Origin of the sequence: Pseudomonas sp. NFIX10 (assembly GCF_900111955.1) — a bacterium.
GTDB classification, from domain to species: Bacteria; Pseudomonadota; Gammaproteobacteria; order Pseudomonadales; family Pseudomonadaceae; genus Aquipseudomonas; species Aquipseudomonas fluorescens_AA.
Map to the genome: position 1 here is coordinate 69534 of NZ_FOKH01000029.1, position 16641 is coordinate 86174.

The following is a 16641-nucleotide window of genomic DNA, read 5'->3' on the forward strand; positions in this document are numbered from 1 at the left end:
CGGACGGTTCATTCTGCGACCGGCGCTGTCGCCAGCAGCGCCTTCAGGGTTGCACTGCCAGTCGCCCCCAGGTCCCTTAACCGCGCCACGAACGTCGACACCGGGCGAGATTGCGCGGCGTTGAAGCCCAGGCATATTTCACCGCGCAAGGCCGGATCGGCAGAACACACGTCACGCAAGATCAGGCAGCGTTCACTGTCCGGATCGACAATGACCAGGTGCGCCTGGACGATCTCGAACACGAGTTTTCCAGGCTCATCGAATGCCCAGATCAACGTGCTGGCCGTGACGGGTGTTTCACCCAAGGCATGGCGACAGTCGACGATGACCGACTCCAGCTTCAGCCATACCGGCTTCGTCAAATGACAAGTCACCGCGCCCTGGCCCATACGCAGGATCAACCGGTTGACCTCATCGGGAATCAGCGGCAAAAGATCGCGACCGACCTTCTCCCCTTCGACCACCAGCACCTGGGCGTTACGCTGGACGTAATCGAACGGCCCGATGCTGCGCTTGTCCGGATAGATCAGCACCCGCCCATCCTGGTGCGCGTGCAGCAGCACATTCACCGGTGCTTGAGTGCCCAGCAGGGTGAAGTCCCTGGGCAGGTTCTTGCCAGTGACCCGCAGCAGTCGGGCACTTTGCACGTCATACCATTGCAGGCTTCCAGGCTCGGACTCCACCGAGACGAACTCGGCATGCTGCGCCACGTCCAGCAATCGCTGCAGGGCTTCGACCAGGTGTTCCCCCTGGGCCCTCACCCAGGCGTGGTTGACCCCGGTGATGGTCGCCGCCTCCTGATGACGCAGCGCCAGCGACACACCGTCCACGCTGGTCCCGCGCAATCCGCTGCCTTCGGGCGTGACGTCGGCGAACCGCCAGCCGGTCCACTCGCGTCGATAAGCCGGCAGGCTGGCGCCCGGCAGCAGTTGCGAGCCGGCGCCGAATGCTTGATCGAGCTGCTGCGGGTCGAAGAATGCCTGGCTCACGACTTCACCGCTCGACCGGTCGAACAGCCAGGCCGACTGATTATCCGGCGTCACGCCGAGCAAGCGCACTTCTTTGTCGAGTCCCGGATCGCACAACAACAATCGGTGCGTCACGTACCAGGCACACAGGTTGCCGTCGCCCGCGGTATTGCGCAGGCCGGCAATGGCGAAATCCTTGTCCGGGTAGCGCTTGGCCAATGGCTCCAGCGCCTGCCACCAGCGGGCACGGCCCTTGAGCCAGTGCTCGCTCACACCGGCAAACTGCAACGCGCCTTGCGCGGCCAGGTTGAAAAACAGTCCATTGTCATCGAGCGCCACGTAGCCCCCTTCGACAGCCAGGATCTGCTTGAGTCCGTCGGGCTGCACCCAACGGTGCGTCCATTGCGCCTTGCCATCCTTCAGGCTGAGTTGCAGCCGGCAGAGCGTTTGGTTGGGGGTGACTCGCTGGTAGACGAAGAACACATCGCTGTCATCGGCCATCGGCAAGAGCATCAGGCCGTCCAGGTGCTTGATCGAATCGTCCCAGCCACGGGCATGATGCTTGGCCGGTTGTGCAAGGATCAGCTGTCGATCACTGCCGCGTACCCACGCCATGTCTCGAACGTCGGGCGCAATCGCCCAGCAGATCGAAACATACGGCGCCGGCTGCCAATCGACGGTGACAAGCCCATCGCTCGAAGGCCCGGAGGCCAGCCGCAGGAAGTTGCCGAGCAAGGACGACCATTCGGCCAGGGTATCGTTGGCGAGCAGCAGCGCTTGCAGCTGCGGCACCGTGTCGTAGGTGACGGAACTCAACAGCAGTTGCCCGTCATGAATCAGGTAGCGGTATTGCCGGACGGTTTTCTTATCGACAACGTATTCCTGCACCACATGAATCACGCCCTGGGCATCGGCCTCGACGCTGCGAATGGTGCTTTGACCGTCCTGGATAAGTAACAGGTAACGGCGTTTGAGCAGGCCCGTGGCGCAATCCGTTTGCCAGATCTGCAATTGCTCGGGGTCATGGAAATACGCGGAGCCCTCCAGGACCACCGACAACTGCGGCTCGCCGAGCACTTCCAGGTCGTCGCGGATGTAGAGGAAACGGTCTTCGTGGGCGTCATACCAGGCGGTGGTGTAGCGCGGTTGTCGGGGATCCTCGAACGGGATCAGGAAACGCTGGACCAGCGTATATGGCAGTGCCAATCGGTGCTCCCGCGCCAGGCCCTTGTAGTGGTCAAGCAGCGCCTGCTCGTCGAGCCCCTCGGGCGCCGTCTGCTCGACCAGGTCCAGCTGCTGTTTACCCTGGGTAACGCTGAACAACTGATCGGCCGTGCGGATCAGCACTTCCTGGCGACCGACCCGGGTCACATGGACGGTGCCGATGTACAGGTCGCCGGAAGGTTCGACCCGGATGTCACTGTCCTTGGCCCAAGTCGCCTGCAATACCCAGCGGCAATACGTCTGGTTCGGTGCGATCAACCTGATGTCGGCCCCGGGGTTGAGCGTCACGGTACAGCGCCCGCCCGCGCCCCTGAGCCAATAGGCCAACTTTCCTCGCCAGGCATCCGGCAGGACAGGAACCACCAGTGTTCGCTCCAGCGCATCCAGATTCACCCGGATAACCGTCTCGCCATACACCGGGTTCAGGCGATTGAGGATGTAGTCGGAAGGAAACGAATAGAACGAGAACAGAAACAGCCAGGTGCCGTCCGCTTGCTTTTTTTCCAGGCGCCGGGCCGTGTCGAAGCCGCGGTCATGGCGCCAACGGGCGAAGGGCAGCGCCTTGTATTCATAACCGTATGTGGTGTGTGGCGTGCAGGGCAGCACGATGGGTTGCCCGGCGGGAGGTGCGAACCCGACCTGCCCGGGCAGCCCCAGCTCCCGGCGAATGTCGATGGCTCGCGCGTTATCGGGATCGAAGCCCGGCACACCAAAATGATCACGCAGCGGATACAGCTTCGGGCTGTCGAGCAGCACCGTTCCCTCGTTCAGATCGATGCTTTTGACCAGCAGTGACGGCCGTGCCACCCACGCGGCCAGCGTGTGGTCGTAGTGGTAGCCGTCGCCCCGGTAGGCCTGCTCCAGGTCGTCGAAAAACTGACCGACTTGCCGTGCCTCGCGGGCGATGGTGGCAAACCCCTGGGCCAGAGCGGCGACGCCGACGGCCAATCCGCCGAGAATCACCCCCGCACCGCCGAGTACCGCCGCCGCGGTCGACGCCCCGGCCAACCCCGCCCCGACACCGCCCGCCGTCAAGGCCAGGCTGGCAGAGTCGAAGGTCAGCTGGGTGCCGAATTGCGCGGTCTCGACGCCGGTTTGCGCGGTCTTCAACTGATAGATATCGAAGCCGACATTGGCCAGCCCCAACACCGCGCCAACGCCCTCGTTGGCCGCATGCCCCAGCGCTTGGCCGACAATCGGCGCGCATGTACGGGCGATGAGCCGCTCTTCCGCCAGCGCGGTGCGCGCCAATTGCACCAGGCCCGCCACATCCACGACATTGCCGTGCACCAGCTGCGCATAATTGACGTACGCGTGCAGGCGCACGGCGGTGGTCAACGTTCGGTCATCCCCTTCCCGACCACGCAAGGCATTCATCAAGGCCTGGATGGTGAAACCGGCGTTGAGGGTATGGACACTGGCGGCCTCGGTCGGGTCCAGGACGTTACCCGTCTGCGCGGGTTTGCGCGCCAGGGTCGAAAACTGTTCCGACAGCCAGTTCTTGATCCGCAACAGGCGCTGATCGTCGCTGAGCACCTGAACCGACTGTTGCGGTCGCGCGGGATCGATCAGGCTCACCCGGTACTTGCCCTCGGGGGTGATTTCCAGCGTTTCGAACAAGGGCACCAGCGGCGTCGCCGAGTCATGCAAATCCTGCAAACCGACCGTTGCCTGGGCGATCTGCTGGCCCCACCAATGGCTGTCCAGTTCCAGCAAACTGCTGCCCAGGTGCGAGTTGTCCGCCAGGGACCTGCCGTGGGCGTTGTTCAGGCGCTGGCGAATCGCAAGCGCCGATTTTCCGGGCAACGGATCGGGCTTGAGCAGGTGTTCCACGGTGAAGCCGTCAGCCAGTTCCAGGGCGGCGATTTTTTTGCTGTGCAGGTCGATCAGATCGAATTCCGGTCGCGCGTCGGGGCCATAGGCGGCGTAATAGCGGGCCATGCCCTCTGTTCGGAAAAACGTCTCCAGTGCCCGTTGCAGCCCTTCCGGCTGGTCGAACTTGCACAGGCCGAAGTTGGGGTCGAAAAAATGGTAGGTGATACGTTCTCCATTGACGGTCTTGGCCACCAGCATCGAATGGTTGTCAGAGTTGAGCATCAGCGTACGGGGCCCGGTGTGCTTCTCGAGCCGGGCCCTGACCTGATCCAGGTTCGCCTGTCCCAGACGCGTCCCGACCTCCGTCATCGGTACGTCCCGCAGCGCCTCCAATGTCTGCACAAAGGCCTGGGAATCGGCTTGCCCGGGTTCGAGCACCGCGAGGAAGAAACGCTCGCGCAAGTGCCTGGAGGACGCATCGCCCTGGGCAAGCGCCGCACTCATCACCAACGCCAAGGGATAGCAGCGTCCGCCAATCGCCTCGCCATCGCCGTTGAGCAGCAAATCCTGGGGGACCATTTGCACACCGTTGCTGCCGAATCCGTCCAGCACCTGCGCGGAGCGTTCGACGACCTGGAGACGGTGTTCCAGGGTCGCCACTTTCTGGATCCGCGCGACATGGCGGCCCCACTGGAACAGCGTCCGCGCCTGTTTCAAAGCGGTTTTCTTCAATTCCAGCGCGCTGTCGGACGGCAGCGATGCATCCGCCGGATCGCTCACTAGGCCGTTCATGAACCCTGCCGCCCTGCGCTTGAACAATTGCCGCTCGATGACCGCGTAACGGCCGGCCACCGCCTGTTCGGCGACGCTGTTGGCCAGGTTCTCAAGTTCACTGGTGAAGGCGTCGAAGCGCGGGTTATCCAAGCTGTCCAAACCGAGCAACACACCCAGTGACAGCCTTTGCACAGGGCTGACCTCAATGACCCGTCGGGCGCCGCTGGCGATCTCGCCCAGCACGTCGTCGATCCTCAAGCTTTGCATCTTTGCATCGCTCAGGAACACCGGAACCAGCGTATCGGGCGCCTGGCGCCGGATACGCTGGCGATCATCGAAACTCAGCGGCAGCGGCTTCTCGAAACGGATTTCACCGTCATGCCCCTGGCTCATCGCCTCGATGAACGGCTCGCCGAGTCCCTCGACCAAGCGCTCCAGGACATCGGTCAGCAGCACGGCTCGGCCTTCGATCAGCGGCCAGCCCTGTTGGAATTCAACGGTCGAATGCTTGAGCAACTGCGTGATGTCGCCGCTGTAGCGCGTACGGTACTGACCTTCACGCCAACGTGCCTGCTCGTTGGCCAGCCATTTTTCCGGTTGGCTGCCATGTTCTTTCCAGGAGTGATCCTGCTCCTCTTCGGTGGCGCCGTTAACCGTCAGGTGGGGGGCAATGCCCGCCTCCTCGCGCAGGGTCTTGGCGACTGCCACACTCAAGTGCGCGTTCGCGTAGTCGGCCATGCCGTCGCGCATGGCGCCGGGGCCCGTCAGATGGATGGTGCCTTCACTCTCGAAGCGGATGCCGTCGCCAAAGTGGGTGGCTACGCCCGATATCCGCGCGATCGCCCTGAGCACCTCGCCCATCGGCAGGCGGCTCAGCGATCCATGTTTTTTTTCGAAGACTTCTTCCACCAGCACCAACATGCCGGCAACGTCGCTCAATGCAACATTGCGCTGGGCGGCCAGTTGGACCGATGCTTCAATCAACTCGTAGTTGGAGCGCTGACGGTCGATCACGCTCTTGAGAATCTCAGCCCCCGGATGAGCCATCAGAAAGGCATTGGTTAACGACAGCTCCACGCTCAAGGCCCGCAGCGCGAAAGGTCGGGCCAGCCACTGCGCCGGCAGTTTGAAGACCTCGCTCAAGCTTGGCCGGCTCCGCGCGAACGCTTCCAGTGCCGGCAGATGCTCGGCAGGAATATGCCCACGATAACGGGAGGAGGCCTGGCGACCCGGCAGCCATTCGGGGTTCTCGTTCAGCAGCAATTGCAGGGTGCCCAGACGGGCATCATAGTCAAAACCGCTGATGTCGACGTCGCCCAGGGTGGCTGATAACGGTGGAAGGTAGTCGATATCGGTATACCCGCCACCTTCGGTGAACAGGACTTCCATGCGCACCACATCCGCAGCCGCCGCCATATTGCCAAGCAAGCGCATCTCCCGGTCATAGACCTCCTGCAACTGCAGCGAAACCGCGCCGGCGGCAAGGTCGCGCAACTCGAAGCCTTCCATGTCCAGGACACTGCGCCGGTTGCGTTCCAACTGTTGGCGCAGCACTTGCGCATCCTGACCGTAGGCGCGGGTCAGTAAATCGATCCGGGCCTCATCGGCTGAACCGCCATTCACCACAGCGGCATTGATATGGGCCTGCATCTGTTGTTTCAGAACAAGGGCATGTTCGTTGTACAGGGCCCCCAACTCGACTTCAGTAATACGCTCATCCACGTCGTGTAGAAAAACATTGGCCTTGGCGGCCTCGACAATAAGCTTATTGGTTTGCCAGGCCAGCAGTGCATCGCTGTCATACCAAAGATTCAGGGTATAACCTTGTCGGCCCAACACCTGTCGCCATATATTGAGGTAATCGCGCTGAATGTCGCCAAGGCCGCCGCCGAGCCAGACGAAGTGCAACGTCTTGGGCAATTCCGTGGGCAACTTTTTCATCTGCTCGGCACTGAACAGGAGGCGCGCTTCGTGCTGTTCGACTTTGTCGTATATCTGCGGCAGGTCAATCCCGGCACCGGCGGGGCTGGAGATATGTGCATCCTGACTGCGCTTGACCCTGCGCTGGCCCAGCAGTTTGGCGAGCTTCTGCTTCAAGAGCCCCAAAGGTTCGAGCAACCGGTGCGAATCCGGCATGCCGATACAGGCAAAGTAATAACGGATGACCGCCTCGTAGTGCTCAGTGTTCTTGTAGGGCAACAGTGCCCGTTCGAGATCGGCCAGTTTGAAAAGGCTGATGAAGCCGAGCGCACTGTCGCCCGTCTTGATGTTCGCTTCCTGCATAAAAAAGACACTCCTTGGCCTGTCCAGTTAAAAAACAGGCCTATGACAACGCCGTCGTCAGCACGTATTCTGACGACCTATTGATTCAATTTAATATCTTGCAACTTGGCGGCACCTGACACGTCTGCCAAACACCGACAAGCGCACACCGACAACTTATCAGGCACGCAAACTAACGTTTAAAAACCAACAACTCAAACGGGAAGGCTTTCAATGCATTTCAACGAAGGGTCAAGACTGCAACTTGCGCTTTTATTTATATGAGAAACAAATACAGCGAAAGAATCTAATGTACGGTTCTGAAGGCGATGTTTCTCTTCTGTGGCGGGGGAGCGAGCTCCCTCGCCACAGTCTCAAGTGCCCTCCATGAATGAACGGTGTCGCGGTTCAGGCAGGTTTGGCCCCATACCAGCGAGGCGTGTAGACCCAGTTTCCACCGGACGCGCGCGGGAACACGCAGGTGGTGGAGGAACCGATCAGGACCATGGTGCGCATGTCCACCTGCTCGGCCGTGAGCTGTCCCAACGTGGTGACACGCAGGGTCTGGCCCGGACGACCGATGTCACGCCCCAACACTACCGGCGTCTCCGGCGTGCGGTGCCGGGCGACGATTTCCAGCGCACGCCCCAATTGCCACGGTCGCGCCCGGGAAATCGGATTGTAGAAGGCCAGCGCCAGATCGGCTTCGGCAGCCAGGTCCAAACGCTTTTCGATGATCGACCAGGGCTTGAGATTGTCCGACAGCGACATCACGCAGAAGTCATGCCCCAACGGCGCACCGGCCTGGGCGGCGGTCGCGAGGGAGGCGGACACCCCGGGCAGGATCTCCAGGTCCACCTGATGCCAGGCCGGGTCGCTGGATTCGTGCAACGCTTCGAGCACCGCCGCCGCCATGGCGAAGACGCCCGGATCGCCGGACGACACCACGATCACCGAACGCCCCAGGGCCGCCAGTTCAAAGGCGTGACGAGCGCGCTGCATTTCTTCGCGGTTGTCGGTGCAGTGCAGCACTTGATCGTCGCGAAACGGGCCGGCCATGCGCACATAGGTTTCGTAACCGAGCACATCGGTGGCCCGCGCCAGTTCGGCTTTCACCGCGGGCACCATCAACTCGGCAGCGCCCGGCCCCAGGCCGATCACCGCCAGGCGACCGCGCGGACGACCGATTCGGGCCACATCCAAGGGCTGCGCGGCGACAGCGATGACCAGGTTGGCCGTTGCCGAAACGAGGGTCGCCGCCGGCATCGAGCTGCGGGCCAAGGTGGCGGCATCGCCTGTCGCCGCCACAAAGCGCAGCGATACCCCGAACTCCTGCGCGGCGTCACGCAAGGCCGTGCTGGCCATCAGCGTATCCGCCGCCACCAGGCACGCCAGGCTCGCAATCGCCACGTTGGCTTGCTGCAAAGCTGCACGAACGGTGCTTGGCAGATCAGCCACCTCGGCACTCATCACCACCGCGACACTGCGCGGATAAATCAGCAGCTCATGGGCACTGGCCTCACGCTCGGCATGGCTAACGTGGATCGTGCGCCGGGCTTGCGGGTCTTGCGGCAACTGCGCCTGATCCAGCCACGGTGCTGCGCCTTCGATGCGCACCGGCTCGCCGGCCAACAGGTCGGAGACGAAGCGCTTGCCTTGCTCCAGGTCGCCGAGGCTGTAACCGCTGGGTGGATTGAGCAGGCACGTGCCGAAACGCAATTCGCCGCTGGTGGTGATCGCCGGTGCGACTTGCAGCGTGGCCGCGATGTCCCGGGCCATGCCATTCACCCCGCCCAGGCCGCCCAGCAGCGGCACCACGGCGCTGCCATCCTCGGCCACTGCCAACACGGGCGGCTCGGCGCCTTTTTCCAGCAACAGCGGCGCCAGGGTACGGATGACAATGCCCGCCGCGCACAGGGCGATGATCGGCGTGTCCTGTTGGTAGAGTTCACGCAATGTCGCGCCAAACTCGAGGTACTGCCGATCACCCTCGACCCGCCCGGTCAGGCCGTGGATCAGGGCGCCGGGGTAACGCTGCTGGATCCGTCGGGCTGTTGCCAGGCTGCCGGGGCCGAGGATGACGATGGCCGGCGTCTTGGCGGCCATCAACCCTGCCACCGTTCGCCCGGCACGATGATCAGCGAGAAGTACGGCGAAGACATCGGCTCGACGTCATCCAACGGCACGACCTTCTGGTTGGCCATGGTCGCTCGCTCGACGTACAGCGCCCGCCCGTCCATGCCCAGCTCCTGAAGCACCTGGCGGACCTTGGGGAAATTGCGTCCCAGCTTCATGATCACCGCCGCATCGGCATCGGCCAGGCGACGTTTGAGATCGTCGTGGGGCAAGACACCGGAGAGCACCGACAGGCTCTGGTTGCGATAGACCAGCGGCGCGCCGAGCACCGAAGCACCGCCCAGCATCGAGCACACGCCGGGAATGACTTGGGCCTCATAACGCTCGGCCAGGCGATCGTGCAGGTACATGTAGGAACCGTAGAAGAACGGGTCGCCCTCACAGATCACCGCCACGTCGCGACCGGCATCCAGATGCACGGCCAACTGCTCGGCGGCGGTGTCGTAGAAATCGGCGATCACCTGTTCATAGGACAGCGGCGCAGGCAGCACCTCGGTGGTGACCGGGTAGACCAATGGCAGCAACGTCTGCGCGTCCTGCAAATGGCCCTCGATGATGCCGAAGGCGTTGCCCTTCTTGCCCTTGGCGACGAAATACGCCACCACGGGCGATTCGCGCAGCAGGCGCAGGGCCTTGACCGTGATCAGTTCCGGGTCACCGGGGCCCACGCCGAGGCCGATCAGACGTCCAGGCTGCTGCATCATTCAATCTCCGTGGCGAGGGCGTTGACGGCGGCGGCGGCCATGGCGCTGCCGCCCAGGCGGCCTTGCATGATCACGAATGGCACGCCACGGCTGTTGGCCGCCAGCATCGCCTTGGACTCGGCGGCGCCGACGAAGCCCACCGGGAAACCGAGGATCAAGGCCGGTTTCGGTGCGCCGGCATCGAGCATTTCCAGCAGGTAGAACAGCGCGGTCGGTGCGTTGCCGATGACCACGACACTGCCTTCCAGGTGCGGGCGCCACAACTCCAGCGCGGCCGCCGAACGGGTGTTGCCCAGTTCCTGGGCCAATGCCGGTACGCGCTCGTCGCGCAAGGTGCAGATCACCGGATTGTTGGCTGGCAGGCGAGCCCGGGTCACGCCTTCGGAGACCATCCGCGCATCGCACAGGATCGGCGCACCGGCGGCCAGTGCCTGGCGCCCGGCTGTGCCCGCGCCCTCGGAAAATTGCAGGCCATCGATGGCCTCGACCATGCCGCAGGCGTGGATCACCCGCACGGCGAGTTTCTCCAGGTCGGCCGGAATGCGCGCCAGGTTGGCTTCGGCGCGGATGATCGCGAAGGAGTTGCGATAGATCTCCTGACCGTCGCGGATGTAATCAAGCATCAAGGGGGCTCCGGGGGCGAGCGTCGAGCCAGTGGCCGAGCGCTTCAATAGTCAGATTGTGTGCCTGCAACGCGCCGAAACCCGGCAACGTGGCATCGCGGAAATACAGGTCGTAACGACCGGGGGCGACCGCCAGCAAGGTGGCAGGCGCGACGTGGGCCGCCGCGCAGGAACGCGGGCAGCCCGACAGATGAACCTTCAGGGTTTGGCCCCGGCGTTGCAGCAGCTCGGCCAGTTGGCGGGCGTCGGCCTTGGTGTCGGCCAAGGCTTTGCCGCAGCCACTGGAGCCGGTGCAGGCGATGAGTTGCGCCAGGGGTTGATCGTTCGAACCTAACAGCCCCAACCCCTCAAGCCGCGCCAGCACTTCGTCGGCCTCCACGCGGCACACGTTGGGCAACAGCAGGCTTTGCCAAGGGCTGAAACGCAGGCTCGCGTCGCCCTTCTCCCGCGCCAGTTGCGCGGCCCCTCGCAGCATGACCGCATCGAGCCGCCCCAGGGGCGCCGCCGCGCCGACGTAGACGCGGTCGTCGTGCTGGGGATGGACGCCGAGGTGCAGTCCATTGCTGGACCCATCCCGCTGCCAATCCAGGCACGCTTGCAAGGGCACGCGGCGGGCCAGCCGGGCCATGAATTCAGCCACGGAGACGTCAGCCAGCAAGTGGCGCATGCGGTTCTGGTCCGGGCGGGCCAAGTCGAGGAACAACTCCAGCACCGCCACCACCAAGGCATGCCCCTGGGCCAGGGGCACCCTGCCCGCCGGTGTATCCAACGGGGTGCCGGCCAAGCCGAAGGCCAGCCAGAGCTCGCCGTTACAGACCAGGGCCGAGAGCCACAAGTCGTGGTGATGTTCGAGCATCGCCAACGCTTCTCCACCGTCCAGCTGCACGGCGAACTTGGCGGACAGTTCATGGAAGCGTTCATGGGTTTGCAGGGTGACGAGGATCTGCGCGGCCAGCGGGCGAGTGTCGAACAGCATCTGCCGGTCGATCCCGGCTGCGGGGCTGAGCATCAGGTTGCGCACGTCATCGCCCGCCGGCTTGCGCGGGCCAAGCCCGGCGGCCAGCAACGGCTCGATCAGCGCGTCATGGCCGGGGCCGATCCCGCGGATTTGCAGGTTGGCCCGGTTGGTCGCCTCGATCACGCCGCCGGCGAACCGCTCGGCCACAGAGGCCACGGCTTCGGCCTGATCCGCCTGGATGAAACCGCCATCGAGCTTGATCCGACAGATCCCCCCGTCCAGCGCCTGGACGACACGCAGCAACCCCGGGCAACCGGAGGGGCGTACGACGAGGGAGGATGGGCGTTCGTTCAAGGGAAGACCGGCAAATAAGAAACGCCACATTGGCGAAGGAGCGCCATTATGCCTGCTTTGCCGGGGGTCATGAAAAGCTTGCTGGTCGGATTGAGGGCATCGCCATTACAAATGCGAAGTTGAATGTAACGCGGCCATCGCGAGCACGCTTGCTACCGCTGGGGCAGGGATGCACGCGGATGCGTGAGCAGCCGCCTTTTCTTCCGTAAGTTTTTTTACCTTAAAAAACAGAGACATGAGTTGAAATAAACCTGCAATTGAAAAAGCGGCAAAACAGCGCTTTTCTCAAAGGGCGACCCACCATTCCACGCGCATCTTCGATAAGGAAATCAAGATATGCCACAAGCACCGAGTTACGCTCACACTCCTGAGCAGGTCACAGCCGCGGTCACTGAAATCAGCGCCACGCTATTCAATGGCATCACCGCCGAGGCCATTCCCAAAATGCTGATCACTGCCGGCTCGCAAGGATCGGGCAAGACCTATCTGCTGGAAAAAAACCTCCTGCCCTCAAAGCGCTATAGCAATTATGTTCGCCTGTACCTACCCGAGTACCGGCAGAAACACCCCCAATACGCAGAAATGATCAAACACGGTGTCTTGCATGCTTATGAGCATACAGAAGCCTTTGTTCGGGAAATTGGCGCGAAGATCTTCGAGAAAGCGTTCAACTGCAAGTACAACATCATCATGGAGTGCGCGTTCGACAGCATCGATTTCGCTGCGTTTCCACCGACGGCGACCGCTGCCGGCTATCAGTTCGAAACGCATATCATCGCCTGCAAGAAAGAGTTCGCTCACCTATCGAGTATCAAACGGGCGCTCAAAAGCCTCGACCGACAAGAAATGGAGAGGTTTGTCTCGCTATCGGCGCTGAACGCCAGCCTGGGAAATGCACAGGCAACGATCCTCGCTTTCGAGACGGCCGCCAAAGCGATCAGCGGCTCACGGATCTTCTTGTACGAACGCGGGTTTGGCCCGTTGAAAGAGCGGATCCTGCGCGTCCAAAGCACCTATACCAGGGACTCGAACGATGCTCCGGTCATCACGGGCCCTACGCTGGCTTATTCCAGTGCGTTCGAGGCAATCGTCAATAACCGCCTGCACCTACTGGGCGATCGCGAAGAAATGGTGAAGGAGTGCCACCTGGCGCTGCTCAAGACCCAGGCTCACGTAGATCAGGTGCCCGACTCCGTCTACAGCGATTTATATGCCTACATCCTTAAATACGTATACCGATGATCCCTCATCGGCTACGCACCGGGCCTGTCGGCGCAGGAGGTCAGTCTCAAGAAGAGCACTGATGAGCACTCAGGCATCTGTCTGCTTGCGATAGCGGTGGGTCCGGAGCGGTGATATCGAACGTATCGCCGCCATCGCGGATCCGCGTTTCCAGCCGTGTCGCGGTATGATGGCGGCCCGGTTCGCAGGTGCCATAGGCCCGCCGGACGTACCCATCTAGATCGAGGAACCAAGATGACCCCCTGGCTGACCGTAGTGGGCATCGGCGAAGACGGCTTCAAGGGCCTGGGCCGAACGGCTCGCCATGCCTTGCTGCGGGCATCGCGTATTGTTGGCAGCGCTCGCCAGTTGGCGCTGTTGCCAGTGTGCATCCGCGGCGAGCGGGAGCTGTGGCCCAGCCCGTTTTCCCTGGAACCGCTGCTGGCGCGGCGGGGCGAGTCGGTGTGTGTACTGGCCAGCGGCGATCCGATGTTCTACGGCGTGGGCGCCAGCCTGGCGAAACAGCTGCCGGGCGATCAGATGCTGGTCATCCCCGCGCCCTCTTCTTGTTCGCTGGCCGCGGCGCGCATGGGCTGGCCGTTGCAGGACGCGGTCACGCTGTCGCTGGTGGCGCGGCCCCTGGCGGCGCTCAATGGGCATTTATCCACAGGCGTCAAGCTGTTGCTGCTGAGCAATGACCGCCACACCCCTGCCGCCGTGGCGACGGCGCTGCGCGAGCGGGGGTTCGGACCGAGCACCATGACTGTGCTGGAACATTTGGGCGGTGCGGCAGAACGACGGGTCGACGGTAGCGCCGCGCAATGGTCCGATGACACCGTCGCCGACCTGAACCTGATCGCCGTCGAATGCCGGGCCGAACCGTCGACACCGCGACTGTCACGCTTGGCCGGTTTGCCGGACAGCGCGTTCGAGCATGACGGCCAGTTGACCAAACGCGACGTGCGCGCCATCACCCTCGCCCGCCTCGCCCCGACTCCCGGCGAGCTGCTCTGGGACGTCGGCGCCGGCAGCGGCTCCATCGGCATCGAATGGATGCGCACCCACCCCAGTTGCCGCGCCCTGGCTATCGAAGCCGACGAAGGCCGGCAAGGCTTGATCGAACGCAACCGCGACACCCTCGGCGTGCCCGGCCTGCAACTGATTCGCGGCAGTGCCCCGCAGGCGCTGGACAACCTGGAGCGTCCGGACGCAGTGTTCATCGGTGGCGGCGTCACCCGCGAAGGCGTGCTCGAGGCCTGCTGGGCCCAACTTAAGCCCGGCGGTCGGCTGGTCGCCAACGCCGTGACCCTGCAAAGCGAAATGACCCTGATGCACTGGCGCGAACGTCACGGCGGTGAGCTGACCCGCATCCACATCGCCCAGGCCCAGCCGTTGGGCGAATTCGACACCTGGCGCCAGGCCTTGCCGATTACCTTGCTGGACCTGACGAAACCTCTCGATGCGTGACGAAACCGCCGAACAACCCGCCCCCCTGCGCAGCGGCCTGACCACCGGCAGTTGCGCCACGGCCACCAGCCTGGCGGCGGCCCGCTTGCTGCTGCGCGGCACCGAAGCCGACGCCGTGGAAATCGTACTGCCCAAGGGCAAGCAGGTGCAGATGCGCCTGGAGTTCTGCCGCCTGACCGAACAAGGTGCCGAGGCCGGGACGATCAAGGACGCCGGCGATGACCCGGACGTAACCCATGGTGCCCTGCTGTTTTCCCAGGTGCGCCTGATCGCCGAACCCGGCGTGCGTTTCGTCGCCGGTCGCGGCGTAGGCACGGTGACACGACCGGGGTTGGTGCTGGGCGTCGGTGAGCCGGCGATCAACCCGGTGCCACGCAAAATGATCAACGATCACCTGGGCCGCCTGGCCGAGGAAAGCGGTTATGCCGGTGGTTTCGAAGTCACGGTCAATGTCGAGGACGGCGAAGCCCTGGCGCTGAAAACCATGAACCCGCGACTGGGCATCCTCGGCGGCCTGTCGATCCTCGGCACCAGCGGCATCGTCCGGCCATTCTCCTGCGCGGCCTACATCGCCTCGATCCACCAGGGCATCGACGTGGCGAAGACCAACGGTTACCTGCACATCGCCGCCTGCACCGGCAATGCCAGCGAAGACACCATGCGCCGGGTCTATAACCTGCCGGAAATCGCCCTGATCGAAATGGGCGACTTCGTCGGCGCCGTGCTCAAGCATGTGCGCAAGGTGCCGGTGGAAAAACTCAGCCTCTGCGGCGGCTTTGGCAAGATCAGCAAACTCGCCGCCGGCCACATGGACCTGCACAGCCGCCACTCGAGCATCGACCTGCCGCAATTGGCCGAATGGGCGGCCGCCATCGGTGCCGATGAGGTTTTGCAGCAGGGCATCCGAGATGCCAACACCAGCCAACAGGCCCTGGCGATGGCCAGCGCCGCCGGCGTCGCCCTCGGCGATGCGGTGTGCGAGCACGCGTTGGCCTTCGCTCGCAGTGTGGTACCGGCCCAGGTCCAGGTCGAAGTCTTCGCCATCGACCGCCAGGGTGGGATCGTCGGTCACGCCGGAAGCTTCCAATGAAACGCATCCTGCTGCTCGGTGGCGTCACCGAAGCCCTGGCCATCGCCCGCACCCTGGGACCCGATCACATCTACAGCCTGGCTGGCATCGGTCGCGTCCCCACCGACCTCACCTGCCAGGTACGCGTCGGCGGCTACGGCGGTGCCGAAGGCCTGGCGCAATTCATTCGCGACCAAGGCATCGACCTGCTGCTGGACGCCACCCACCCCTACGCCGCGCAAATCAGCCACAACGCCGCCCACGCAGCGCGCGCCTGCGGCATTCCCTGCTGGGCCCTGCGCCGTCCGGCCTGGCAGCCCCAGGCCGGGGATGACTGGCGCGAAGTGGCCGATTGGGCTGAACTGATCCAAGCCCTGCAACCCTTCCGCCGCCCGCTGTTCACCCTCGGTCGCGAACCGCTGCAACACCTGCACGAAATTCCGCCAGAGCAATTCTGGACCCTGCGCGCCCTGGACGTTTACCCCGGCAATGAACGCTGCGAAGTCATCGGCGCCCGCGGGCCGTTCCACATCGAAGGCGAGCGCGAGCTGTTCGAGCGTCGGCGGATCGATGTGTTGGTCAGCAAGAATAGCGGGAGCATGGCCACTGAGCCGAAGCTGGAAGTAGCCAGGGAGCTTGGGGTGCCGGTGCTGGTGTTGAAGCGGCCGGTGTTGCCGGTTGTTAATCGGGAGTTTGGGACAGTGGGTGAGGTTTTGTTGGCGTTGCGGGACCCGATCTAAGGGGGAGTGTCAGGTTTTTTGTGTGCGGGCCGGTAACGGCCTGCCGTTAGGCAGACCTTCATTTACCACGTCGGCCTGATGAACCGGTCCCCGTACAGGATCGCGAATTGATTCATGGCACTTTTCCAGTCGTGGGCCGCACTGCCCCAGTTCGCCGTGATATTGCGCAAGCCCAGCCAGATTAATTTGATTGCAGCGTCATCGGTTGGGAAGTGTCCTCTCGTTTTAATGATCTTGCGCAGTTGAGCGTTGATGCTTTCGATTGCATTGGTCGTGTAGATCACTTTTCGAATGGCCGGTGGGAAAACAAAAAATGGGACGACTCG

General features: G+C 63.2%; 10 protein-coding genes. 4 read left to right on the forward strand and 6 right to left on the reverse strand.

The window, feature by feature from the left end:
• Positions 1-8: 8 nt before the first annotated feature.
• From BM321_RS22935 to cobG, 5 genes are all read right to left on the reverse strand, one after another.
• Complete coding sequence (locus tag BM321_RS22935) at positions 9-7064, reverse strand: TcdA/TcdB pore-forming domain-containing protein (RefSeq protein WP_092444934.1); 7056 nt, start codon at positions 7062-7064, stop codon at positions 9-11.
• A gap of 387 nt (positions 7065-7451) precedes the next feature.
• Positions 7452-9149, reverse strand: a complete 1698-nt coding sequence (gene cobJ / locus BM321_RS22940; RefSeq protein WP_092444936.1) for a precorrin-3B C(17)-methyltransferase — start codon at positions 9147-9149, stop codon at positions 7452-7454.
• Positions 9149-9880 carry a precorrin-2 C(20)-methyltransferase gene (locus BM321_RS22945; RefSeq protein ID WP_092331057.1) on the reverse strand — a complete coding sequence of 244 codons (732 nt, stop codon included), beginning with the start codon at positions 9878-9880 and terminating at the stop codon, positions 9149-9151. The genes cobJ and BM321_RS22945 overlap by 1 nt, the downstream gene beginning before the upstream one ends.
• Complete coding sequence (locus BM321_RS22950; protein WP_060739362.1) at positions 9880-10506, reverse strand: precorrin-8X methylmutase; 627 nt, start codon at positions 10504-10506, stop codon at positions 9880-9882. The genes BM321_RS22945 and BM321_RS22950 overlap by 1 nt, the downstream gene beginning before the upstream one ends.
• Positions 10499-11818: a precorrin-3B synthase gene (cobG, locus tag BM321_RS22955; RefSeq protein ID WP_305882073.1), complete on the reverse strand. Its 1320-nt coding sequence runs from the start codon at positions 11816-11818 to the stop codon at positions 10499-10501. The genes BM321_RS22950 and cobG overlap by 8 nt, the downstream gene beginning before the upstream one ends.
• A gap of 336 nt (positions 11819-12154) precedes the next feature.
• Here cobG and BM321_RS22960 point away from each other — a divergent pair, with 336 nt between their 5' ends.
• The 4 genes from BM321_RS22960 (at position 12155) to BM321_RS22975 (ending at position 16315) form a co-directional block, all read left to right on the forward strand.
• Positions 12155-13060: a zeta toxin family protein gene (locus BM321_RS22960; RefSeq protein ID WP_092444940.1), complete on the forward strand. Its 906-nt coding sequence runs from the start codon at positions 12155-12157 to the stop codon at positions 13058-13060.
• Positions 13061-13294: 234 nt separating this feature from the next.
• A complete protein-coding gene (cbiE, locus tag BM321_RS22965) occupies positions 13295-14506 on the forward strand; it encodes a precorrin-6y C5,15-methyltransferase (decarboxylating) subunit CbiE (RefSeq protein ID WP_092444942.1) in 1212 nt (403 codons plus the stop codon).
• Positions 14499-15596, forward strand: a complete 1098-nt coding sequence (locus BM321_RS22970) for a cobalt-precorrin-5B (C(1))-methyltransferase (protein ID WP_092444944.1) — start codon at positions 14499-14501, stop codon at positions 15594-15596. The genes cbiE and BM321_RS22970 overlap by 8 nt, the downstream gene beginning before the upstream one ends.
• Positions 15593-16315: a cobalt-precorrin-6A reductase gene (locus tag BM321_RS22975; protein WP_092444946.1), complete on the forward strand. Its 723-nt coding sequence runs from the start codon at positions 15593-15595 to the stop codon at positions 16313-16315. The genes BM321_RS22970 and BM321_RS22975 overlap by 4 nt, the downstream gene beginning before the upstream one ends.
• Before the next feature lie 62 nt (positions 16316-16377).
• On the opposite strand, the gene BM321_RS22980 is transcribed toward BM321_RS22975, so the two are convergent.
• Positions 16378-16641: transposase (locus BM321_RS22980; RefSeq protein WP_139230548.1), on the reverse strand; the 264-nt coding region annotated here is incomplete at its 5' end.